The 22,458-nt window shown below is 68.0% G+C and carries 20 protein-coding genes; 10 read left to right on the top strand and 10 right to left on the bottom strand.

The genetic code is table 11. The annotated features are described in order from the left end of the window. The first annotated feature begins 61 nt into the window (after nt 1–61). The 4 genes from ACIG5A_RS30820 to ACIG5A_RS30805 all read left to right on the top strand — a co-directional run bounded on the left by ACIG5A_RS30820 (nt 62) and on the right by ACIG5A_RS30805 (nt 2,951). A complete protein-coding gene (locus ACIG5A_RS30820) occupies nt 62–850 on the top strand; it encodes a DsbA family protein (RefSeq protein ID WP_397246445.1) in 789 nt (262 codons plus the stop codon). Next, nucleotides 847–1,758: a cytochrome c biogenesis CcdA family protein gene (locus ACIG5A_RS30815; protein ID WP_397246442.1), complete on the top strand. Its 912-nt coding sequence runs from the start codon at nt 847–849 to the stop codon at nt 1,756–1,758. Before ACIG5A_RS30820 ends, ACIG5A_RS30815 begins: the two co-directional genes overlap by 4 nt. A 270-nt stretch (nt 1,759–2,028) precedes the next feature. Further along, entirely contained in the window at nt 2,029–2,601 is a 573-nt protein-coding gene (locus ACIG5A_RS30810) for a hypothetical protein (RefSeq protein ID WP_397246440.1), read from the top strand. 17 nt (nt 2,602–2,618) lie between these two features. Beyond that, entirely contained in the window at nt 2,619–2,951 is a 333-nt protein-coding gene (locus ACIG5A_RS30805; protein ID WP_397246438.1) for a hypothetical protein, read from the top strand. Here ACIG5A_RS30805 and ACIG5A_RS30800 read toward each other — a convergent pair whose 3' ends face one another. Next, complete coding sequence (locus ACIG5A_RS30800) at nt 2,952–3,590, bottom strand: MBL fold metallo-hydrolase (RefSeq protein ID WP_397246435.1); 639 nt, start codon at nt 3,588–3,590, stop codon at nt 2,952–2,954. It lies immediately after the preceding gene. A gap of 84 nt (nt 3,591–3,674) precedes the next feature. Further along, nucleotides 3,675–6,773, bottom strand: a complete 3,099-nt coding sequence (locus ACIG5A_RS30795) for an ATP-binding protein (protein WP_397246433.1) — start codon at nt 6,771–6,773, stop codon at nt 3,675–3,677. Between the two features lie 179 nt (nt 6,774–6,952). Between ACIG5A_RS30795 and ACIG5A_RS30790 the strand changes: the two genes are divergently transcribed. The 4 genes from ACIG5A_RS30790 to ACIG5A_RS30775 all read left to right on the top strand — a co-directional run bounded on the left by ACIG5A_RS30790 (nt 6,953) and on the right by ACIG5A_RS30775 (nt 12,649). After that, nucleotides 6,953–8,056: a lactonase family protein gene (locus ACIG5A_RS30790; RefSeq protein ID WP_397246430.1), complete on the top strand. Its 1,104-nt coding sequence runs from the start codon at nt 6,953–6,955 to the stop codon at nt 8,054–8,056. Between the two features lie 199 nt (nt 8,057–8,255). After that, on the top strand, nt 8,256–9,212 hold the full coding sequence (locus ACIG5A_RS30785) for an STM4015 family protein (protein WP_397246427.1): 957 nt from the start codon (nt 8,256–8,258) through the stop codon (nt 9,210–9,212). A gap of 115 nt (nt 9,213–9,327) precedes the next feature. After that, nucleotides 9,328–11,376, top strand: a complete 2,049-nt coding sequence (locus ACIG5A_RS30780) for a M3 family metallopeptidase (RefSeq protein ID WP_397246424.1) — start codon at nt 9,328–9,330, stop codon at nt 11,374–11,376. A 133-nt stretch (nt 11,377–11,509) separates the two neighbouring features. Further along, on the top strand, nt 11,510–12,649 hold the full coding sequence (locus ACIG5A_RS30775) for a lactonase family protein (protein WP_397246422.1): 1,140 nt from the start codon (nt 11,510–11,512) through the stop codon (nt 12,647–12,649). Here the strand turns inward: ACIG5A_RS30775 and ACIG5A_RS30770 are convergent, their stop codons facing one another. The 7 genes from ACIG5A_RS30770 to ACIG5A_RS30740 all read right to left on the bottom strand — a co-directional run bounded on the left by ACIG5A_RS30770 (nt 12,650) and on the right by ACIG5A_RS30740 (nt 18,605). Next, entirely contained in the window at nt 12,650–13,267 is a 618-nt protein-coding gene (locus ACIG5A_RS30770) for a hypothetical protein (RefSeq protein WP_397246420.1), read from the bottom strand. A 141-nt stretch (nt 13,268–13,408) separates the two neighbouring features. After that, a complete protein-coding gene (locus tag ACIG5A_RS30765; RefSeq protein ID WP_397246418.1) occupies nt 13,409–13,906 on the bottom strand; it encodes a hypothetical protein in 498 nt (165 codons plus the stop codon). A 3-nt stretch (nt 13,907–13,909) separates the two neighbouring features. Further along, nucleotides 13,910–14,383, bottom strand: coding sequence for a F0F1 ATP synthase subunit B (locus ACIG5A_RS30760; RefSeq protein ID WP_397246416.1), 474 nt, complete (start codon nt 14,381–14,383; stop codon nt 13,910–13,912). A 6-nt stretch (nt 14,384–14,389) separates the two neighbouring features. Next, nucleotides 14,390–14,650 carry an ATP synthase F0 subunit C gene (atpE, locus tag ACIG5A_RS30755; RefSeq protein ID WP_397246413.1) on the bottom strand — a complete coding sequence of 87 codons (261 nt, stop codon included), beginning with the start codon at nt 14,648–14,650 and terminating at the stop codon, nt 14,390–14,392. Nucleotides 14,651–14,669: 19 nt separating this feature from the next. Further along, complete coding sequence (gene atpB / locus ACIG5A_RS30750) at nt 14,670–15,392, bottom strand: F0F1 ATP synthase subunit A (RefSeq protein WP_397246410.1); 723 nt, start codon at nt 15,390–15,392, stop codon at nt 14,670–14,672. Continuing rightward, nucleotides 15,389–15,862: a hypothetical protein gene (locus ACIG5A_RS30745; protein WP_397246408.1), complete on the bottom strand. Its 474-nt coding sequence runs from the start codon at nt 15,860–15,862 to the stop codon at nt 15,389–15,391. The genes atpB and ACIG5A_RS30745 overlap by 4 nt, the downstream gene beginning before the upstream one ends. 37 nt (nt 15,863–15,899) lie before the next feature. Beyond that, nucleotides 15,900–18,605, bottom strand: coding sequence for an AAA family ATPase (locus ACIG5A_RS30740; RefSeq protein WP_397246405.1), 2,706 nt, complete (start codon nt 18,603–18,605; stop codon nt 15,900–15,902). A gap of 306 nt (nt 18,606–18,911) precedes the next feature. On the opposite strand from ACIG5A_RS30740, the gene ACIG5A_RS30735 reads away from it, so the two are divergent. Then, nucleotides 18,912–20,108, top strand: coding sequence for an MFS transporter (locus ACIG5A_RS30735; RefSeq protein WP_397246402.1), 1,197 nt, complete (start codon nt 18,912–18,914; stop codon nt 20,106–20,108). A gap of 281 nt (nt 20,109–20,389) precedes the next feature. Next, nucleotides 20,390–21,817 (top strand): protein kinase, encoded by a 1,428-nt coding sequence (locus tag ACIG5A_RS30730; RefSeq protein WP_397246399.1) that lies wholly within the window; start codon nt 20,390–20,392, stop codon nt 21,815–21,817. A gap of 37 nt (nt 21,818–21,854) precedes the next feature. Here ACIG5A_RS30730 and ACIG5A_RS30725 read toward each other — a convergent pair whose 3' ends face one another. Continuing rightward, on the bottom strand, nt 21,855–22,415 hold the full coding sequence (locus tag ACIG5A_RS30725) for a hypothetical protein (protein ID WP_397246397.1): 561 nt from the start codon (nt 22,413–22,415) through the stop codon (nt 21,855–21,857). Between the last annotated feature and the right edge of the window lie 43 nt (nt 22,416–22,458).

Raw genomic sequence — 22,458 nt, 5'->3', positions numbered from 1 at the left:
GTCGTCCTTCTTTCGCACATCTAGCCCGCGCCACATCGGCAGTGGGCCGTCAGGAGCACCCATGTCCCGTCGAGTCGATTCCGCACGCCGTCGTCTCCCCTCGAAAAAGCGCAGGCCACGCCCCAATTCGCGCAACAGGAAGCTGGCGGGAGCCGCCGCGCTGCTCGCGGCCGCCGTCCTGCTCGTCTTCGCGATCATCCAGCTCAACAGCCGCTCCGACGCCAAGCGCGCCGAGGATGCGAAACCGGCCGCCTCCGCCTACGACGACCAGTTCCGTGAGCTGGCCAAGCTGGCCCGCCGCGACGGCAACGACGGCCTCGCCATCGGACCCGCGAACGCGCCGGTGGTGATGATCGAATACTCCGACTTCCAATGTCCCTACTGCGGGCAGTTCGCGCTGAAGTCCGAACCCGAGCTGATCACCCAGTACGTCGAGCAGGGCGCGTTACGGATCGAATGGCGCAACTTCCCGATCTTCGGCAAGGAGTCCGAGGGCGCGGCACAGGCCGCGTGGGCGGCCGGGCAGCAGGGCCGGTTCTGGGAATTCCACAAGACCCTGTTCGAGAACCGGCCGGAGAAGAAGAACACCGGGGTGCTGACGCCGGACCGGCTCGCCGAACTGGCGGAACAGGCGGGTGTCCCCGATATCGCCAAGTTCCGCGCCGACGCCGAATCCGATGCGGCCAAGGCGGCCGTGCAGCGCGATATGACCGAGGGTTATCAGCTCGGCGTCACCTCGACGCCCGCGTTCCTGATCAACGGCAGGCCGCTGCTCGGCGCGCAGCCGATCGAACAGTTCCGCGCGCTCATCGACGCCGCGCGCAAGGGTGGCGAGGCGGTCGGGAAATGACCAGCGGCATCGGGTATTTCGCCGCGTTCCTCGGCGGATTGCTCGCGCTGCTGAGCCCGTGCAGCGCGCTGCTGCTGCCGAGCTTCTTCGCGTACTCGTTCAGTTCGCGCGGAAAGCTGTTCGCCCGCACCGGATTGTTCTATCTCGGCCTGGCCACCACGCTCGTTCCGCTCGGCGCCGCAGGGTCTTTCGCGGGCAAGTTGTTCGTCGGCCATCGAGACCTGCTGGTGGCCATCGGCGGCTGGACGATCATCGCGATGGGTGTGCTGCAGATCGTCGGCCGTGGTTTCGCCGTCGGCTTCGCGCAGCGTGCCGCCGCCAGGCAAGGGCGGCCGGAGCAGGCCGGAGCGGTGTACCTGCTCGGCATGGTCTACGGGCTGGCCGGATTCTGCGCCGGGCCGATTCTCGGCTCGATCCTCACCGTGGCGGCGGTCGGCGGATCACCCGTGCACGGTGGCTTTCTGCTCGCCGTCTACGCGCTGGGGATGTCGGTGCCGCTGTTCGTCCTCGCATTGCTGTGGGACCGTTTCGATCTCGGCCGCAAGCGCTGGCTGCGCGGGCGTTCGATCGGTGTCGGCCGGCTCCAGCTGCACACCACCTCGCTGGTCTCCGGACTGTTCTTCATCCTGCTTGGTGTGCTCTTCCTGCGGTACGACGGCGCTTCGGCGCTGCCAGGATTACTCGGCGCCGATACCGAATTCGCGCTGGAGAACAAGGTGAAGGAGTTCGGCGACGCCATCTCCAACACCACGGTGCTGCTGTTCATCGGTGTGGTCGCGCTGATAGGTGCGGCGTGGTGGCTGCTGCGCGATCAGCATGCGGCCGACGAATCCGACGGCGCTGAGAAATCCGACAGCGCTGCTGAGAAATCCGACGGCGCCGAGCAAGCGGAGAACGCTCGGCGTTGAGCCGCGAAATGCCCCTGCCACCTCGCGATTCGAGGATGGCGGGGGCGCGTGCCGCCCACTGGCGTTGCGGCGCCGCATATTCGCCGTTTATCGGCGTCTGGCACTGTGCTTGTGCGGTTGGAGGCCGCGTGGATCATGGTGCGGCAGTGGTCCGGTGCCGAATCGTCGTTCGGCGCCGCGGGGAAACGAATATCGCAAGAATCAGCGCATCGACTCGATGACGCATCGAGACCGCAGGATGTGTGTCGGGTATCCAATGGGGAGTAGTAGTTGACCGACCCACAATTCCATCGTCCCACTTATCCACCGCCACCCGGATACGGACAGGCGCCGCAGTATCCGAACTATCCACAACGGCCGAACTATCCACAGCAGCAGCCGTTTCGGCCGTCGCCGAGCGCGGTCACCGCGATCCTCGCCGCCGTGCTGTCCATCCTCGGCGGCCTGCGCGGCCTGTTCGGCGCGATCGCCATTCCGCTGATCGACAGCAATCCCGAGTGGGACCCGAGCGGGTTCTGGCGCAAAATCCAGATCGCGCTCTACGTGTCGGTGGCCTTCGCGGCGCTGCTGCTGATCGGCGGGATCCTGTTGCTCACCCGCAAGAAGATCTCGCGCGTGCTGATCGGCATCGGCGGTGTCGGCACGCTGATCGCGTCGATCGGCATCAGCATCGCCAACTACAACCACACCACCGCAGGCGCCCCTGCCGACGCGACGGTCACGGTGACCTGGGATCTGACCGGTCTCGCCATCATCGGCGTCGCATTCAACGTGGCCACGCTGATACTGGCCTTCCTGCCGAGCACCTCGCGCTGGCTGACGCACCGGCCCGATGCGCGCTGAGCTCTACACTGGGCCGCATGCCTTTCCGACGGACGGTAGCCCTCTGCGCATTCGCCCTGCTCACCCCGCTCGTGGCGGCCGCATGCACCGCTGAGGGCCCCGGCTACCAGTCGGACTGCGCCGTCAGCGGTTGCACGGTCACCTTCACCCGCGGCGTGAACGCCAAGGCCAACATCCTCGGCGTCGATGCGGAACTCGTTGCCGTGAACGGTAATACGGTCACGCTCCGCGTCGGCGGCCAGGAGGTCAACGTGCCGGTCGGGGAAACCCAGCCCGCCAACGGCCTCAACATCACCGTGCAGGAAGTCACCCAGGAGAAGGTGGTGGTCAAGCTGACCACCGGCCTCTGATCAGCCAGCCGCCTCGGCCAGTGCACGGCGAGCGGCGGTGACGCCATCGGCCCAGGTGCCTCCGGCGATCTCGGTGACGCCGGAGTCGCCCTGGAAGGCGCTGGAAACGACCACTTCCGGGGTGAGCCCGGTCATCAGATCAAGGGTGGACAACAACGTTTCGCGGTTGCTATGGCCTTCCAGATAGCCGGGCCACCATGCGTCCGCTTCGGTGTGGATAAGCGTATCGCCGGTGAACAGATAGCGACGTCCGCCGATGGTGGCCTGGTACAGGGCGCTGCCCGGAGTGTGACCGGGCGCCGGGATCACCTCGAGACCCGCGACGGCTGTGTGCCGGGTGTCGAACGCATCGTCCACCATGGTCTGGCTGACCTCGCCCGCATCGGCCTTGTGAATATGTAGCTTCGCACCGAAGCGTTCCCGGATGGTGGCCAGCGACGGCGCGATCTCGTCGCGGTGGCTCAGGTAGTGGTGCGCCACCCCGCCGAGTTCGGCCATCGCATCGATCTCCGCGGCGTGTGTGGTGTTGTAGAACAACACATTCCCCTCAGGTGTCGTCCACAGATAGGCGTGCGTGGTGAGACCGGGGAACGGGCTCTCCGTCTCGGTTTCCCAGAGATCGGCGGCGACTTGCCTCATGACTCTTCCTTCCTGACGCTGCGGCCGGAGCACCCGGCCGTCACCGGGAAGGCGCGAGATCGGATCTCGCACCGCTAGTTCGGATCACAGCGCCCAGCGCACCTCGCGATGCGGTGCGTAACGGCAGACCACACCGAGGGACACGCTCGCGCGCAGATGCTCGGCGAGCTCGGGGTGCAGTCGGTCGATCCGGCGCATGGCATCGCGGACGCGCGCGGAGACGGTCTTGCGCGCCCGCTCGGCATCGTCGCCCAATCGCCGTGGTCTGCCCGCCAGTCCGGCGGCGCGGCGCAGTTCGTCGAGCAGGGCCGTGCGCTCGCGGTCGAGTTCGGCGGCCCGATCGTCGGCGCCGAGTTCGGCGGCGCGATCGATCTCGGCGTCGAGGGTGCTCAGGCGACGGCGGTAGGCCGACTTCGCCTGCTCGTCGAGTACCGGATCGGCGCCGAGCGATCGGGCCGCGCGCAGCGTCGCGGCGTCGGCTGCGCCGAACAGCTCGAGCGAGGGAATATCGTAACCGGGATGGCCGAGAAGGACATGCAGGTCGCGCAATCCCTTGGCGTCGGGCAGCCGGACAGTGCGGTCGGCAAAGCGCAAAGTCCACACTGCCGCGTCGAGCCGGAATTCATTGTCGGGCAGCGGAACAGCCCGTTGTGGCGGTGGTGGTGGCCGACCGTGGGTGAGCAGCCGGAGCTGATGTTCGGCGGCGGACAGCCACGGGCGCGCTCGCAGCAACTTGGCCGATTCCGCCGCGGCGCGCAGTTCGGCGGCGGCGGTGTCGAGATCGCCCATCGCCGCGGCGACTCGGCCGAGCCAGTAGCCGTAGGGCCCGTAGCACGCGCCGCCGCCCGCGACCACCGCCCATAACCCACGCAGCGGGATAAGGCACTCCCGCACCGACTTTCGCAGTTCCGGGTCGTCCACCACGATCGCGGCATGGGCGAGCGCCGCCAGTATTCCGGCGCGGAAGTGCCGCGGGTATCTGCCGAAGAGGGCCTGAACATCGCCGAGCAGCAGCATGATTCGCGCAACATCGCCGCACCGGCACGCGGTGATGAGATCGGGGACCACGGTGTATTCGCCCGCCAGTTCGCGATAGCGCTCGACGAGGCGTGCCATTTCGACCGGGTCGTCCATCAGTAGCGCGAGCGCCCACCGCTGTTCGAGCCACAGCGGTATCCGGTCCACTTCGCCGAGCCGCTCACCCAGTGCGTAGGCGCCGTCGATCTTCGTCTGGGCATCGTCGAACCGGCCGAGCATCGCATCGAACGCACCGCTGCGAGACAGCGCGACGAATCGGAATCGAGGCAGCGAGCTCCGGTCGGCGTGCACGCTGAACGCGGTGAGCTCGGCGTGCACGCGCGGATCACCCAGCTCCAGCAGTGCGACGAATCGCAGGAGCTCGCCTTGTAATTCGACCTCGTCACGCCGTGCCATCCTGCCGAGCCCGACGAGTTCCTCGCTCAGCGCGAGCCGGTCGGCGGCGGTGCCGGGGCGCCAGAGTGCGTCGTGCCGGGCGAGCAGGCCCGCCGCGAGCGTGTCGTTGTCGCCGGATTGCCTGGCCAGGCGCAGCACCTCGGCGCTCATCTCACCCACCTCGGGTCTGCGCAGAGCGGTGGTGGTGTGCACCCGAACCCGGGTCGCGGCGGCAAGCACCTGGACTGCCAGCGGATCGCTGTGGGGGCGTTCGGCGACCAGCATGCGGTGCGCCTGGTCCATCAGTTCGGTCTGGCGCTCGGCATCGTGCTCGGGATCGGGCAGTCCGAGGTCGTGCAATCCGAGTACGGCGCGCGCGAAAAGTGCTGCCCCGCAGGTACTTCTGGCCTGGACGAGCAGGGTTTCGTAGGTGTGTCTCGCGGTCGCCAGCTTGCCGGTTCTGATGTACGCGGCGGCCAAACCCAGGCCGACCTCGCCGCGCAACTCGGTCCGATCTTCCTCGATGAGGGTGAGCGCGCGCCGGTAGTGCTGTGCGACCTCGCCCGAGGCCAGCCTGCCGCACGCGTTGGCCGCCGCGTCGAGCAGGTAGCGCAGTGCCCGCTCGGCATCGATCGCGTCGGCGGCCAGATAGGCATGGTGCGCCAGATCGCGCATGGTCCCCGGCTCGACCGGTAGCCGCTCGAGCGCGGACACGATGGCGGCGTGGCGTTTTCGCGTCTCCGACGTGCTGAGGCGGGAGATCAGCGCCTCCCGGATCAGGTCGTGCACGAACGCGTGGTGATCGGGGTCGGGCTGGGTCACCAGCCGGGCACGGGCGGCGGCCGCGAGTGGGCCGTTCACCTCCTGCCCGGTGGCCGATGCCAGGAGTGGTGCGCTGAACTCACGGCCGAGGAGCGCGGCCGTGGTCAGTGCGTCCACCGCGGCGGCAGATAGCACGGCCAACCGGGCATCGAGGGTGTGCCGCACGCCGGGGCTCAGCGCATCAAGGGGATTGCCCGAATCCCACAGCCGCGCCGCCTGTTCGACGAGGAAGGGGTTGCCGCCGGTGAGGACATGCATGGTTCGCGTGACCTCGGCAGGGGGACGGCGGCCGGTGACGGCGGCGACCACCGTCGCGGTCTGACCTTCGGACAGGCCGGTCAGGTCGATGCTCCTGGCGCCGGTCGCCAACTCGCCCAACGCATCTCGCAATGGATGCGTATCGGCGAGCGCCTCGGTGTCGCGCACCGTCGCGACGATCGCGAGCCGCTCGAACCACGAATGTCGCGCGACGAACGCGAGCAGTTCGACCGATTCCGGATCGGCCCGATGCAGATCGTCGATCACCACGAAGACCGGCCGGAGCGCGGAGGCGGCGACCAGCGCCTCGGTCACCGCGTCGCCGATACGGAACAGCGTGATATCACTGCCCGTCCGCGCCTCCTGCTCGACACTGCCGAACAGCATCGACAGCGCGGTTTCCAGTGCTTCGTCCACGTCGGCCCATTGCCGGGACGCGACCACCCGCCGCAACCCGCGCAGCACCTGGACCCACGGCCAGAACCCGGGCGTGCCGGTGCCGTTCCACGCGGTGGCGGTGAGCACCAGCGCCCGCTGCTCGTCGAATTCACCGACCACCTCGGTGACGAGCGTGGTCTTGCCGATTCCCGCCTCGCCGGCGACCAGCACCAACGCCCCGTGACTGGAAACGGTGCGGCGCAACACATCCCGCAGCAACAGTGCCGCGTGGTCGCGTCCGATCATCGCCATGACAAAGGAGTCCCGGTCGTTGGCATCTCCCGTCCACCGTACCCGGATCGCCGGTGATCAGGTCAGTACTCACCTCTCGGGCAATACTTACGTGAGTTCCTGATGGTCGCGCGCCCGGGAGCACAACGGCGGTTCGGTGAGTCGAACGCGCGTTGACCTGTGGCCCACACCGGGCCAGCATGGAGGTATCTGCAACCTCAGCTGCAGGGAGATCTGTTGTGGCACATATATTTTCGGAGTTCGAAGAGAATCGGTTCCACACCGCGTACGTGACGAACAGCGAGTCGAACAGTGTGTCCGCGTTCGGCATCGGAGACCGGGGTGCGTTGAGCGTGGTGCAGGACCCGGTTGTGGGATGCGGGGACGATCCTCGCGCGATTGTCGCCGCGCCGGACGGGCGCACGGTTTACGTGTCCGATACTGGGGCGAACCACATTTCGGCCTACCGGGTCGGCACGGGTGGCACGTTGAGCTGCCTGGGCACCCAAATCCCCACCGGCGGTGACGATCCGTTCGGGCTCGCCGTCGCGCCGGACGGTCGATGGCTCTACGTCGCCGACATCGCGTCGAACGCGGTGAGCGTATTCACCCTGCGCCCCGACGGCATCCCCGCCATGCCAAAGGTTTACGCCAGTGGCGCCACCAGCCCGCGCGGAATCGCGGTCCACCCCGATGGCCGCTTCGTCTACGTGAGCCACGGCAGGCCGATGCCGGACACCGAACCGGGCAGGCTCACCGTGCTCGCCGTGCAGCAGGACGGCTCACTGCGACTTCTGAGCAGGAAGCCGATCGAGATCGGGCTGTCCGGCGCGATGATCGCAATCCCACGCAACGGACGCTTCCTGTACGTGGGCGCCCAGCGATCGGACGAAATCCACGGATTCCGAATCGAATCCGATGGCACCCTCACCCCGGTCCCGCACTCCCCCTTCCGCGCCCCCGGCTTCCCCGAGGGTGTTGCCGCCACCCCCGACGGCCGCTTCGTCTACGCGGCAGGCCAAAAAGACGGCGCGGGTGGAATCCACGGATTCGCCGTCGACCGATACGGATCCCTCACCCCGGTCCCGCACTCCCCCTTCAAACCCGGCACCTCACAAGTCGGTATCGCCATCACCTCCGACGGCCGCCATCTCTACACCTCCGGCGACGACTCCACCCCCACCGCCGAATCCAGCATCTACGGATTCGCCATCGACCAGTCCGGCGCCCTCCACGAAGTACCCCACTCCCCCCTCGCAACCGGCGGCGACGCACCCGCCTTCCAATCGGTAGCCATCATCTAGGTCCGCTTCGCGACCTGCGACGACTGCCGCTCCGCCGCCTTCCGGCGCCGCGGTCGCGCGCGCACGGGAGCGGGATGTTCCGGTGGTCGTGGTGTGGCCTGGTGGAGCGGAGCGGGGATAGTCCCGGCGGGAACGCTGTCGGTGCGACTTGGTAGAACTCACCTGTCGGCAACCATCAGGACAGGGAGAAGGGGCACCTATGGCCATTGGGGAGCACCTAACGGAATTCTGCGGGTTGCCCGCGTTCGATTTTCCGGATGCCGGTGAGGAGCTGTCGGGGCTGCCCGCGGCGGAGTCGGTGGCGTGGCGCATCGGTGTCGAGTCCTATGACGCGGACGAGGCGTGGGTGGACTGCTTCGGCCGGTTCCTGGCCGCCGTCGACGTGAAACAGGTGCGGGCGTTGATCGTCGGCTGTTGGAACGACGTGAACGAGACCAACTCGGACGCGGTGATCGAGGCGCTGATCGCCGTCAAGGATCAGCTGCCGGAGCTGCGCGGGTTGTTCCTCGGCGACATCGTCGACGCGGAGTCCGAAATCTCCAGGATCAACCAGGGATTGGTGACCCCGCTGCTGGAAGAGTTTCCCGCACTGGAGGAGTTCGGGGTGCGCGGCGGCGAGGAGCTGGATTTCCTGGAGCTCCGCCACGATCGGCTGCGCAAGCTCACCGCGCAGACCGGCGGCCTGCACGTGGAGGTGGTGCGCGGTATCGCGGCGAGCGACCTGCCCGCCCTCACCCATCTGGACCTGTGGCTCGGCACCGCCGAGTACGGCGGCAACAGCGAGGTGGCGGATCTGGCGCCCATCCTCGCGGGGAACCGGCTGCCGAGCCTCGAGCACCTGGCGTTGCGCAACAGCGAGTTCCAGGACGCCATCTGCGCCGCACTGGCCTCGGCGCCCATCGTGGCCCGGCTGCACACCCTCGACATCTCCATGGGCGTGCTGACCGACGACGGCGCGGCGGCCCTGCTCGACGGCCAACCACTGAGTCACCTGAAATCCCTTGATATGCACCACAATTACCTGAGCGACGGGATGCGCACCCGGCTGCGCGAGGCATTGGAACTAGCGGGTGTACAGCTGAACCTGGACGGGGGCGACGCCACAGCGGGCGAGCGCGACGGCACGGTCGAACGCTCGGTCGCCGTCGCCGAGTGACGCCCGCCGTGTCCTAACCCGGCACCCGCGGCGGCGCGGCTCGAACCAACCCGACCGCGCATCCGTGACGTGCGAGGACCGATCATCCGGCGCATTCCGTCCTAGAGTACGTGGGGTGACGAGCAACCCGTTCTTCGAGCCGAGCGACCTGCCCTACCAGTTGCCGCCGTTCGCGGAGATTCGCGAGGAGCACTATCTGCCCGCGTTCGAGCGCGGGATGGCCGAGCACCTGGCCGAGATCGATGCGATCACCGCGGTCGATGCGGCGCCGACGTTCGCCAATACGATGGTGGCGCTCGAGCGTACGGGGACGTTGCTGACCAGGGTGGCCAACGCCTTCTACAACATCGCCTCGTCCGATTCCACCGACGGTACCCAGGCGATCGAGGCCGAGATCGCGCCGAAGTTGGCCGCTCACGATGACGCGCACCGGTTGAATCGGGCCCTCTTCGCGCGGGTCGAGGCGCTGTACGAGCGCCGCGACGAGCTCGGCCTCGACGCCGAGGAGCTGCGGTTGCTCGAAGAGCAGTACAAACAGTCCGTTCGCGCCGGGGTCCGGCTCGATGACGCGGGACAGCACCGGCTGCGCGAGCTGAACGCCGAATTAGCTGCCGCGGCAACCGAATTCGGCCAGAACAATTTGGCCGCGGCCAATGCCGCCGCGCTGGTGCTCGACAAGGAAGACCAGCTGGCCGGGCTCGGGCCCGCGGCGGTGGCCGCCGCGGCCGAGAACGCCCGCTCACTCGGACATCCCGGCATGTGGGCATTGAGTCTGCAAAACGTCTCCAACCAGCCCGTTCTCGCCGAACTCGTCGACAGGGACGTGCGGCGCAGGATGATGTCGGCCTCGCTCGGTCGTGGATTCGGACCGGACGGCCGCAACGGCGAGCTCGCCGTGCGGATCGCGGCGCTGCGCGCCGAACGCGCCGCGCTGCTCGGCTATCCGGATCACGCGACCTACGCGGTCGAGGATCAGACCGCGAAGACCACCGCCGCCGTCGAGGAGATGCTCGGCAAGCTGGTCGCGCCCGCCGTCGCCAATGCCGAGCGTGAGGCGGCCGAGCTCACCGCGGCGATGCGAGCAGCCAAGGGCGCCGACGCCGAACTGCGGTCCTGGGATTGGCTGTTCTGGTCGGAAAAGGTTCGGGCCGAACGATTCTCGGTGGACACCGAGGCGCTGCGCCCCTACCTCGAACTGGACCGGGTGCTGCGCGACGGGGTGTTCTTCGCCGCCGAGCAGGTCTACGGCATCACCCTCCGCGAGCGAACCGACCTGGTCGGATACCACCCCGAAGTCCGGATCTTCGAGGTTTTCGACGGGGACGGCGCCGGTCTCGGTCTGTTCCTCGGCGACTTCTTCGCCCGGCCGTCGAAGCGCGGCGGGGCGTGGATGAACGAACTGGTCTACCAGTCCGGGTTGATGGACACCAAGGCCGTCGTCGTCAACAACCTCAATATCGTGAAGCCGCCCGAGGGCGAACCCGCGCTGCTGACCTGGGATAACGTCAGGACGCTCTTCCACGAGTTCGGGCACGCGCTGCACGGGCTGTTCTCGGCAGTGCGCTACCCGTCCTTCTCCGGCACCTCGGTGCCGCGCGATTTCGTCGAGTTCCCGTCGCAGGTGAACGAGATGTGGATGTCGCGGCCGGAGATACTCGCGAACTACGCCAAGCACTGGGAGACCGGCGCGCCGATGCCCGCCGATCTGGTGGCGCGGCTGGCCGAGTCCGGGCGGTTCGGCTATGGCTTCCGCACGGTCGAATCCCTCGGCGCGACACTGCTGGACTGGGCATGGCATCGCGTCCCCGGCGCCGACGCGCCGATCGGCACCGACGCCGAGGAGTTCGAGGAGGCCGCGCTGCGGAAAGCCGGGCTCGCGAACGATGTGATCCCACCGCGCTACCGCACCGCGTACTTCGCGCACATCTTCTCCGGCGGCTACGCGGCGGGCTACTACTCCTACCTCTGGAGCGAAGTGCTCGACGCCGACACCGTGGAGTGGTTCGAGGAGGGCGAGGCATCGATCCGGGAGAAGGGCGAGACGTTCCGTCGCCAGTTGCTGGCGCGTGGCGGAGCGGTGGATCCGATGGCCGCCTTCGCAGCCGTCCGCGGCCGCGCACCGCGGATCGAGCCGCTGCTCGCCCGGCGCGGACTGACCGGATAGACGAGAAATACGCAACGACGATCATTCGAGATTGCAACTGGCGCAATAGTTCTTGCGCCAGTTGCGATGCGATGTGACTTGGGTCATCCTGACCCGAACGCGGACACGACCGCGGGAGGGAAGGAGAAATCCGATGCGCAGTGGTGAGCTCGGGCGGCGGCGTTTGCTCGGGATGATGGGTGGCGCCGTCGGCGTCGCGATGACAGGCGGACTGGCGCGCCCCGCGGTGGCACACGCGGCGACCGGTACGCGCGCGTACCTCGGTTGCTATACCTCCGGTGGCGCAGGCGGATCCGGCGTCGGTGTCGCCACCATCGATCCGGGCACCGGCAGGCCGACGGTGGAATGTGTTGTGGACGTGGCGGATCCGTCGTATCTGGCGCTCTCGCCCGACCGGCACACCCTGTACGCGGTGAACGAAGGCGACGGTGCGGGCACGGTCACCGCGGTCGATCTCCGGTCGGCCCAGCCGACGGTGGCGAATATCGTTGCGGTACAGGGCAATGCACCGACCCACCTGTGTGTGACACCGGACGGGCGGTACGTGCTGACCGCGAACTACGCATCGGGCAGCGTCAGCGTGCTCAGCCTGGCCGAGGACGGACGGCTCGGCACGGTGACCGATGTCGCCCAGCACACCGGCGCCGGACCGGACCCGGATCGGCAGACCGCACCGCACGCGCACCAGGTGGCGATCGATCCCTCCGGCCGGTGGGTGCTGGCGGTGGATCTCGGCGTCGATTCGATCTACGTCTACCGACTCGCCGACGGCAAGCTGAACCGGCACGCGCAGGTCGCGCTGACACCCGGCAGCGGGCCGCGCCACCTCACCTTCCACCCAAACGGCCGCACCGTCTTCATCGCCAATGAGCTGAATTCCACTGTGACCGTTGCCGATTGGCAGGCCGACCGGGGCGAGCTGCGGCCCGGCGCTGCATTCCCCGCGGATCTGAGCAGCGGCGGCGACCGCAACTACCCGTCCGCGCCGGTGGTCGCCAAAGACGGGCGGTTCCTCTACCTCGCCAACCGCGGCCACGACAATGTCGCGACCTTCGCCATCCTCCCCGGCTTCCTGCTCCCGCTCGGCACCACGCCCTGCGGTGGCAAGTTCCCCCGCGACCTGCGCCTTGCCCCGGACGGCCGCCGTCTCTACGCGGCCAACCAGAAGGCGAACTCGATCACCTGGCTCGACCTCGACCCGCTCACCGGCCTGCCTTCGGCGCCGTCGACCTCGTTCAACGCACCCGCGGCCACCTGTGTGCTGTTCGAGTAGTTACTTGGCGAGCGCCTTGCCGCCACTCGGCGCGACCGCGAACCAGACGCCGCCGACACCCTGACCGAGCAGGTCACCCGGCTTCTGGTCCTTGGCGAAGTAGTACACCGGCCAGCCGCCGACGGTGATCTGGCATGCGCCGTCGGCACGTTCGATGAACCCGACGAGCTGCGGGTCGACGCCCGCGGCGTACAGCACCTGGTCGCGGGCCACGGTCAGCGGCGGCCAGGTGGTGGCGCACTGACCCGCACAGTTGGACACCGAGGGGTTGGCGGTGTCCTTGTCGAATCGGTACAGCGACCGGCCCGGCCCGTCGGTCACCAACTGGCCGACGCTCGGGTCGGCCGTCACGTTGAGCTGCACGGCGTTGGTCCCGGCCGGCGCCGTCCCGGCGAAGATCTTCAGCCAACCCTGCGTTTTCGCCACCGCGGGAGCCTGTCCCGACACCGGCGGCGCCGCGACGGTGCTCGCGGTCGTCGTCGCTGCCGCCTGCGGCGCGGGTGCGGCGGGCGACGTGGCGCCCTTGTCGCTACCGCATGCGCTCAGCAGACCGGCGAGCACGACGGCGGCCGCCGCGGCAATCCCGGCGGAACGCTGAAATCGGTTGGCCGAGCTCATATTCAGTACCTCCACTACGTTCGAGGCGCACGGTGCATCTCGTCCCCTTTACTACGAGGTGCCCCGGGCGGCGGTTCAACGCGGTGCGTCATCGCCACGGTGTTCACCGGCACACACCGCCCCGTGGCGACGACTCATCGGTTACGCGACCGCGTCGAGCTCATCGAGGAATCGGTCGATACCGCCCGACTCGGCGGGCGCCGAGGCGACCCGGTGCCGCACCAGGTACTCGGTGCGATCGAGGACGTCGGCGTGGTGCCCGGCCCGCAACGTACGGACCAATTCCTTGCGCGCCTGCCCGATCCGCTCGCGGCCCTGCCGTTCGATGCGCACGGCCACCTCATCGGCCTCGGTGCGCATCCCGGCGAGTATCCGTGCCGCGGCGGCGTTCGCCTCCTTTTCCTCGAGTGCCGCCGCGATACCCGCCTGTGCCAGCGCGGCCTCGTGTGCTTCCCCGGCCGCCTCCACCTGGACCGCCGCGCGCTCGCTGTCCGCCATTTGTGTTCGAATCACGTTCTGCGCCTTGTTCATCGCCGCCCGGACGTGAGGCATCACCCAGCTGACCACGACGTAGACGACGACCGCGAAACCGAACAGCTGGCTGAGAAAGACCGGCCAGTCCCAAATGAGGTGAAACATGCCCTACTCCCTTCCCGCCCCGGCCTTTTCGGCGCCGAGCACCTGGTCGGCCAGCGTCCGCGCGAGCGGCTCGACACTGGCGCGCAGTTCGGCGGACACCCGATCCGCGTCGGCCCGTAACTCGGCCATCGTCCGCGTCACCAGCGCGTCGGACTCCTCCTGTGTCACGCGCCGACGGTGCTCGATGATCGAGCGGCCCTGTTCGCGTGCCTGATTCCGGATTCCGGTGGCCGCAACGCGCGCTTGTACGAGCGCCGACCGATAGGCGGCTTCGGCTTCCTCGCGGGCCTGCCGCGCGGCCTGCTGATCGATCGCGGTCTTGGCGACCCGCGCCTCACGTTCGGCCAGCACCTTGTGGATCGGCGGAACAACGAAGCGCCAGATGACACCGAGCACCGTGAGGAAGATCAGCAATTCGGCGAAGAACGTGCCGTTGGGGAGCAGGAAGTTCTCCCCTGCGGTGTTTCTCGTCGACATGGCCCGCTACTTACCCGGTGTCGCGAACACGAACAGCGCCATGAACGCCAGGTTGATGATGTACACCGTATCGATCAAGCCGACCGCCATCAGGTAGTTGCCGCGCAGCCTGCCTTCCGCCTCCGGCTGCCTGGCAACGCCATTGAGCATCGCCGAGCCCGCCATACCGTTGCCGATTCCCGCGCCGATCGCGCCGCCGAGCATGATGAGCCCGCCGCCGAGCAGCGCGGCGACCTGGATGATGCCCGCGTTCGTGATGTCCGCCATGTCCTTCACTTCCCTTCTTTCAGTGGTTTTCGTGCTCGCGCGCCATCGCCTGACCGAAGTAGAGGATGGTCAGCAGCGAGAAGATGAATGCCTGGACGAGCCCGACGAACAGGTCGAGCAGCTTCCACAGCGCAGTGGGGCCCCAGCTGATCCAGGCCGGGAGCAGGGTGATCACCGAGAGCATCACGCCACCGGCGAAGATGTTCCCGAACAGCCGCAGCGACAGCGAGATCGGCTTGGCGAGCTCCTCGATGACGTTGATGACGACCATCGGCCCCCACCCGGTATGCCCCTTCAACAGCTGCTTCGCATGGGTCAGCGGGCCTCGCCTGGCCGCACCGGCCACGTGATAGCCGACGAAGACGAACGCCGCGAGCGCGTAGACGAAGTTGACGTCCGCCGCCGGTGGGTGGATCAGCTCCCCCTCGCCGTAGCGCACCGGCAGCACCGCAAGCCAGTTCGACAGCAGGATGTAGGTGAACAGCGTGACCGTGAGCGGCAGCACGAACGGGGCGATCCGCATCCCGATAGCGTTCTCTACCTGCGCTCGCATCTGCACCGTCACGGTTTCGAAGAACAGCTGAACGCCGCTCGGCACACCGGAAGTCACCGTCGCCCGCAGGTAGAAGGCCAGTCCGAGCACGATCGCCGCCGCGACCGATGTCGATACGATCGTGTCGAGGTTGAACTCCATCCCGAGCCACCGCACGGTCTCGTGCTCGCCGACCTTGATCGCCGTCATGTCTGCCTTCCCACCATCGGCCGCGCGATCCGCAGCAGCGCGGCGGCTTGAAATGTCGCGAGCCCGAAGAAGATTCCGATACCGCCCGGCCGCATGAAATAGGCCACGGAAGTCGAAACAGCCGTCAGGACAAGCAATCTCGCAGCCGAGAGAACAAGTAGCCGACCGGCGCCCGCGGTCGCCGATTCGGCGATCCTGGCGACAGTCACCCGAGCGAATCGGGCATTCCCCCAGCCGAGCGCAAACCCTGCGCAGATGAACACAACCAGCGATATCGCCATCAAGGCCTCCCCATTGAGGTCGGTATACGACGTAGCATAGTTGCTACATTTCATCGCAGCAACACTATTGACTGAGCTAGGGTTCATGCGGTTAGATAGAGAGATGCGTATCCGCCGATTCGCCTCGGCGCCGAACGGCTGACCAGCGTTCGCGAGCCCGCAGCTACCCACGACGAAATACGGCCGCACCACGGGATGCGGTGCGGCCGTTCAGCGACTCGGCGCGTCAGTCGAGATCGAGGTGGGCGAGTTCGAAACGGTTGGCGACGCCCAGTTTCGGGAAAGCTCGATACAGGTGGTGCGCAACGGTTTTCGGGCTGAGGAACAGCTGTGCGCCGATCTCCCGATTGGTGCCGCCCACCGCCGCGAGCCGAACCACCTGCAGTTCCTGCGGTGTCAGCGTGACGGTCAGATCCGCGACCACCTCGGGCACGACACCCTCACCCGCCGCGCGCAATTCGGTGCGGGCGCGCTGGGCCCACGGCACGGCGCCGAGGCGATCGAAGATCTCCAGCGCCTTGCGCAGCTGTGTACGGGCCTCACCCGGACGGCGCTCGCGCCGCAGCCACTCGCCGTACACCAGGCCGGTGCGCGCGAGATCGTACGAAAGACCCTCGCCCGCTTGGATTTTCATCGCGCGCAGGTACGCCGATTCGTCACCGTGCAGCATGCCGTGGCAGCGCGACATGATCGCCTCGGCGAACGGGGCGCCCAGCGCGTTCGACCAGCGCTCGATCTCGGCCACCGCCCGCACCGCGCGATCCGGCCTGCGCAGCCGCAACGCCGCCTCGACGAGATCACGCAACAGGTGAATCCAGTGCCCGCGCACCCGATTCGGAATCCGATAGTGCGCTTCGAGCCGGTCGAGCGCCTGCTCGTTCCGCCCGTAGCCGAGGTCGAGCAGCGCGAGCGCCCACTCGCAGTGCGTGACATCGATGAAGTTGTAGTCGCCCGGCGACTGGCGCAGATTGCGTTCGGCGAGTTCGCGGCAGCGGTCCTCGTCACCCCGAATGGCCGCGAGCAACGCCAAATTGGCCTCGGCGTGGGCGATCCGGCTCGGCTGGCCGATATCGGTCGCGATGCGCAGCGCCTGGCTCGACGCCGCATCGGCCTCCCGCAGGCGGCCGAGCATCAGCTCGGCCGTCCCCAATGAGGCGCTCGCGGCCGAAAACCAGCCGAGCATGCCACGATTGCGCAGATCGTCGACCAGCTGCGTGAGGATGTCGCGACCGTTGTCGATATCGCCGATGAGCATCGACTGTGCCGCGAAGGCCAATTGGAGCGAGGGCAGTTCCGCGGGAACGGACCGGCTGTAGGCCACCGTCCCCCGAATGGCGGCGATGGCGGGCCCGAGATCGTCGGAACATACCCCGAGCACGCCGTCCAGTGCGACGAGCATCGGCGCGAGCTCCTCGTCACCCGCCACCAGCACCGCGAGTTTCGCGCGGGCCGCCTGGACATCGGCGAGTTCACCCATGGTCCAGGAGGCCCGGCTGGCATCGAGCAACATCGTCACCGCCCGCGCGGGCGCGTCCGCCGCGGCATGGTCCGCCGCGGCCATCAGCAGATCCCGCGCCCTGTGCAATGAGCCGTACTCGAATTCGATCAACGCGCGCGCCGCATCGAGACGCGCTCGTTCCAGCGGTGCCAGCGGCAGCCGCTGCGCCTCCTGCGCCAACCGCAGCGCCCGATCGGTGCGCCCCGCCTCGGCCGCCAGCTCGGCGGCGAGCACCAGCCGTCGCGTGCGGGCCGAACGGTCCGGGCTCAGCCGGGCGGCACGTTCCATGGCGGTGGACGCGGTGGCGTATCCGGCACGATCGCGCGAGCGCTGCGCGGTCGATTCCAGTGCGGCCGCGGCGGTTTCGTCCATCCCCGGCGTCGCCGCCGCGAGGTGCCACGCGTGGCGGTCCGGTTCGTCGCTGAGTACCGCGGCGATCGCCGCGTGCACGGCGAGCCGTTCGGTGAACGACGCGCAGTGATAGGCGGCCGCCCGTTGCAGCGGATGCCGGAACGCAACCGAGCGATCGGCGATGATCACCATCCCGCAGCGCTCCGCGGCCGCGAGCACCTCCGCCGTCAGACCGAGTTCGTTCAGTACGAGCAGCACCAAGCTCAGCGCGCCCGATTCCTCCGCGGCCACCACGAGCATCGCCGTGCGGACCGCATCGGACTGCTCGGCGATCTGCCGCTGGTATCCGGACTGGAGGCGATACGGCAACCGCAGCGGGCCGACCGGCAGTGCGTCCAGATCCATACGGGGTAACTCGAGCAGCGCCAACGGGTTTCCCGATGCCTCGGCGAGTATCCGCTCGCGCGCCTCGATCGGCAGCGCGGGCCAGCGTTCGGCGAGCAGTGCGCCCGCCGCCGCCGGGTCGAGCGGCGCGGGCCGCAGCTCGGTGATGCCCGCGGCCGTGAATTCCGTGCGACCGGCGAACAGCATGACGACGCCCTCCACCCCGAGCCGCCGCGCCGCGAAGCGCAGCGCCTCGGCCGAGGCCTGATCGAGCCACTGCGCGTCATCGATCAGGCACAGCACCGGGCCACCGGCGGATAGCTCGGCCAGTAGCGACAGAGTCGCCAAACCGACGAGGAAAGGATCGGCCTGCTGTGTCGCCGAGGCCAAGCCGATCGCGCAGCGCAGCGCGTCGCGCTGCGGCTCGGGCAGCGCGTCGACGGGCAGCGCCGCGCAATCGCCGAACGCCGAAGCGAACAGGCTCTGCAATCCCGCGAACAACAGCTCGGATTCGGCCTCGACGCCCGCGCAGCGCAGTATCCGCCAGTCCGCGTCCACCAATTCGACGGCCCGATCGAGCAACGCGGTCTTCCCCGAACCTGATTCGGCGACCAACGCCAGTGCGGCGCTGCGGCCCGCGCATGCCCGCGTCAGCAAGGTGCCGATCTGCCGCTCCTCACGCATACGGCCGAACAGCATGCCCTCAAACCTAGGGTGCGGCGAGCGAATCAGCAAACGCGCGCCCGATGCGAAGTCGCCAGGTCAGGCCATGAATAGCAGGCACATTGACGCAGTGGCAGCTTTGCGGCACACCCTCGCGCCGGGCGGATCGGCACCGGCCGCCGTCCGATGGACATCAGTCAGTCGTCCGATACCGGCGGCCGCGGCGAGTTCCTAGGGTCTGCCTGGGGCTCCGGCGCGACCGGCGCCGGCGTCTCGGTGCGCGGAAATAAATCTCAATGTTGAGATATTTAACATCGATATACCTGATGAAGGAGCTCGATCATGACCACCGTCACTGAAACCTCGTCCACCTCAACCGAACCCGATCGGGTGCCGCTCGAGCGCTGGTTGGGTGTCGCGGCGGTAGCCGTCGGCACGTTCTCGGTCGTCACCTCCGAACAGCTGCCAGTCGGACTGCTGTCCTCGGTCAGCGGCGCGCTCGGCGTCTCCGAGGGCACCGCGGGACTGATGGTGACGGTGCCCGGCCTGGTCGCCTCCGCGACGGCGCCGATCCTGCCGGTGGCGATCGGCCGCCTCGACCGCCGCATCGTGCTGCTCGGCCTGATCACCCTCATGGTCGCCGCCAATGTGATGTCGGCCGCCGCACCGAACTTCGCGGTGCTGCTCATCTCCCGGTTCCTCGTCGGCATCGCGATCGGCGGATTCTGGGCGCTGGCGGCCGGTATCGCCGTGCGCATGGTGCCGTCGAAATTCGTGCCACAGGCCACCGCCATCGCCTTCGGCGGCGCGACGGCCGCGAACGTGCTCGGCGTACCCGCGGGCACCCTGATCGGCCAGCTCACCGACTGGCGCATCGCCTTCGGCGTACTCGGCGGACTCGGGCTACTCGTGGTCACCGCGCTGCTGCTGCTCCTACCGCAGATGCCCGCGGATCGGCCGGTCCACCTGCGCACCCTGGCCGCCCAGTTCCGCAACCCGGTGGTCCGCACCGGCGTGCTGGTCACCTTCCTGCTGGTCAGCGGTCACTTCGCGGCGTTCACCTTCATCGCACCGATCATCGAGTCGCACATCGGCATCGACAAGAACCTCATCGGGCCGGTGCTGCTCACCTACGGCGTGGCGGGGATCATCGGCACCTTCCTCACCGGCCTGGCGGGCAGCCGCAATATCCGCGCCACCATCATCGCCATCAGCATCGTCCTGGCCAGCATCCTGGTGCTCGTCGCCCTCATCGGCACCACATCGATCGTCGGCATCGTGCTGCTGATCGCCTGGGGCCTCGCCTTCGGTGGCATCCCGGTCGGCGTGCAGACCTGGATCCTCGGCGCCGCTCCCGATTCCGCCGAGGCGGCAACGGCTTTGAACACCGCGATGTTCAACCTGGCCATCGCGCTCGGCGCCCTCTTCGGCGGCATCATCACCGATTCGGTCGCGCTCACCGCCGTGCTCTGGTTCGGCGCCGCGCTCAGCATCCTTGCCTCCGTCGCCGTGCTGACCACCCGCCCCGCCCGGAATTGATATGAGCGACAACACGACCGCCGCCGAGCCCGAGGACGTTCACCCCACCCGAACCAGGCTCGGCGGCTGGCGAACGAGACCGTGTACCGCCGAGAGCCGAACCGACGATCGGCCCGCACCCGACAGCGGCCGCGAGCCGGAAGTCGAAAGATGACTTCCGGCTCGCGGTTTCACGGATAAGCCGGACAGGCTCGGGATGCCGAGACTCGGGCGGCACCGGTAAGCTTCCGCAACTGTGCCCGGAATGCACTCCGGTGGCCGATCTACGGAGGAGGGACCGCGTGCGGCTTGGGCAGGGTGAGCTACTCGCGGGCTACACCATCGATCGGCTGCTCGGCGCGGGTGGGATGGGGTCGGTCTACCTGGCGCGGCATCCGCGCATGGATCGGCTTGTCGCACTGAAGGTCCTCAACGATGCCTTCGCGATGCAGCCCAAGGCGCGTGCCGCGTTCGAGCGGGAAGCGGCGCTGCTGTCCAGGCTGGACCATCCGAATATCGTTGCGGTGTACGACCACAGCGCGACCGGCGACGAACAGCTGTGGATCGCCATGAAGTTCATCGAGGGCACCGACGCGGACGAACTGATCACCGACGTCGGCGCGCTGCCGCCCGAACAGGCGGTCGACCTGATCGCGCAGGCCGCGCGCGGCATCGACCACGCGCATGCGGCCGGTGTGCTGCATCGCGATATCAAACCGGCGAACCTTCTGGTGGAACGCAATTCGACGGGCACGCATCAGGTGCTGGTCACCGACTTCGGCATCGCGCGGTCGCTCGACGACAGCGTCAGCTCGACCAATATCACCGCGACCTTCGCCTACGCCGCACCGGAACGCTTCTCGGACAAGCCGATCGATCAGCGCGCCGATGTCTACTCCCTCGGGTGCACGCTGTACCAGTTCCTCACCGGCGAAATGCCCTTCCCCCGCAACGATCCCGCGGCGGTGATGGTCGCCCACCTCAACGAGCCGCCCCCGCGTCCCACCGCGGTCCGCCCCGGCCTGCCCCAGGGTTTCGACCGCGTGATCCGCACGGCCATGGCGAAGGACCCCGCCAACCGCTACCAGACCTGCCAGGCGCTGGCCGAGGCCGCCCAGCGCGCCCTGGCGAGCACGCCTTCCGATGTCGGAGCCACCCAGCCGGCCCAACGCGTTACGGCACCACCGGATTCATCGACCGCGTCCTGGTCCCCGGACACCGAAGACGTACCGGCCCCGCCCACGCGCCCCCGCAGACCATGGTTGCCGTGGACCGCCGCCGCCTCGGTCGCCGCCATCGCGACCATCGTCGCGTTCCTGGTGATCGACACTCGAACCCAGTCCACCACAGCAACATCGGGCGCCCCCATCACAACGGTTGCCCCACCCACAGCCCAACCTGTAGCGCCAGAACCAACTCCGGCCGCGCGCACACCGGCACCGGTATCCGCCCCTGCGGCACCGACCTCCGCCACTCCCACAACCACACCCGCACCGACCAGCCGCCCCCTCGAAACCACCACTCAGCCCGAACCCCCTGCGCCGATCGACGACCTGAAGGCAAAGGCCTTGATCGAGTGCCGTGGCTACGTCGCCCCGGTCCAGCAACGCGGCATGGAGGGCACCATAGCCTTCATGAAAGGCACCCCGACCTGGTTTCTCCTCCGCCCCCAAGACCAGGCTGTCATCATCGAGGCCATCCGCCTCGCCGCCACCGGCGAGTGCGGATAGCCCGGGTTTTCCCACGCGGCTCGATCAGGCGAAACGACTACGGCCGTGGCGCGGCGAGTCCGGTGTGTATGACACGTAGTTCGGCGAGGGCGGCGGGCAGGTCGGCGTAACCGTCGGAGTGGGCATCGCCCAGGTACTCGGTATGGACATCGACTTGCTGGGAGCGGGTCCAGGTCAGCATGTTGACGATGTCGGGGAGGGTAGCGAGGCCGTAGTCGTCGACCTCCTCCACCAGGCGCAGGTGGCGACCGGCGTGGAGTTGGAGCCACGCGGCGGCGAGCCAGGCGGATTGGGAGCGTACGAGCATTCGGGGGTCCTGGTCTTCGGATTCGGTGAGCGCGAAGCAGGTCAGGGTGTAGTGGATCGTATCGATGGGTAAGTCTTCGCCTGTCGCGATGCCGCGAAAACCCGCTACCGCGTCGGCGGTTCGCATTTCGGGTTCTTCGTCGTGCTCTTCGTCTTGGGCGGCGACATCGTCGAGCAGTGGGGAGATCAGGGCGAACAGGCGGTCGAGTCGCGATCGGTGATCGAATCGCTCCAGCGCGATCACCACCTCCGCGAGGAGTTCCCGATAGGTGTCGGGCAGGTCGTGAACCATGCCCGACCGTACCGTCAGTGCGAAACTGATTACCAGACAATCA

Source organism: Nocardia sp. NPDC052566 (genome assembly GCF_044547285.1).
Taxonomy (GTDB): Bacteria; Actinomycetota; Actinomycetes; order Mycobacteriales; family Mycobacteriaceae; genus Nocardia.
This window is presented reverse-complemented; position numbering and strand designations above follow the sequence as displayed.

Bases quoted from the DNA above. Each gene is read 5' to 3' on its own strand.
- ACIG5A_RS30820 (WP_397246445.1), top strand. From the start codon at position 62: ATGTCCCGTCGAGTCGATTCCGCACGCCGTCGTCTCCCCTCGAAAAAG.
- ACIG5A_RS30815 (WP_397246442.1), top strand. From the start codon at position 847: ATGACCAGCGGCATCGGGTATTTCGCCGCGTTCCTCGGCGGATTGCTC.
- ACIG5A_RS30805 (WP_397246438.1), top strand. From the start codon at position 2,619: ATGCCTTTCCGACGGACGGTAGCCCTCTGCGCATTCGCCCTGCTCACC.
- ACIG5A_RS30800 (WP_397246435.1), bottom strand. From the start codon at position 3,590: ATGAGGCAAGTCGCCGCCGATCTCTGGGAAACCGAGACGGAGAGCCCG.
- ACIG5A_RS30795 (WP_397246433.1), bottom strand. From the start codon at position 6,773: ATGGCGATGATCGGACGCGACCACGCGGCACTGTTGCTGCGGGATGTG.
- ACIG5A_RS30790 (WP_397246430.1), top strand. From the start codon at position 6,953: ATGGAGGTATCTGCAACCTCAGCTGCAGGGAGATCTGTTGTGGCACAT.
- ACIG5A_RS30785 (WP_397246427.1), top strand. From the start codon at position 8,256: ATGGCCATTGGGGAGCACCTAACGGAATTCTGCGGGTTGCCCGCGTTC.
- ACIG5A_RS30775 (WP_397246422.1), top strand. From the start codon at position 11,510: ATGCGCAGTGGTGAGCTCGGGCGGCGGCGTTTGCTCGGGATGATGGGT.
- ACIG5A_RS30770 (WP_397246420.1), bottom strand. From the start codon at position 13,267: ATGAGCTCGGCCAACCGATTTCAGCGTTCCGCCGGGATTGCCGCGGCG.
- ACIG5A_RS30765 (WP_397246418.1), bottom strand. From the start codon at position 13,906: ATGTTTCACCTCATTTGGGACTGGCCGGTCTTTCTCAGCCAGCTGTTC.
- ACIG5A_RS30760 (WP_397246416.1), bottom strand. From the start codon at position 14,383: ATGTCGACGAGAAACACCGCAGGGGAGAACTTCCTGCTCCCCAACGGC.
- atpE (WP_397246413.1), bottom strand. From the start codon at position 14,650: ATGGCGGACATCACGAACGCGGGCATCATCCAGGTCGCCGCGCTGCTC.
- atpB (WP_397246410.1), bottom strand. From the start codon at position 15,392: ATGACGGCGATCAAGGTCGGCGAGCACGAGACCGTGCGGTGGCTCGGG.
- ACIG5A_RS30740 (WP_397246405.1), bottom strand. From the start codon at position 18,605: ATGCTGTTCGGCCGTATGCGTGAGGAGCGGCAGATCGGCACCTTGCTG.
- ACIG5A_RS30735 (WP_397246402.1), top strand. From the start codon at position 18,912: ATGACCACCGTCACTGAAACCTCGTCCACCTCAACCGAACCCGATCGG.
- ACIG5A_RS30725 (WP_397246397.1), bottom strand. From the start codon at position 22,415: ATGGTTCACGACCTGCCCGACACCTATCGGGAACTCCTCGCGGAGGTG.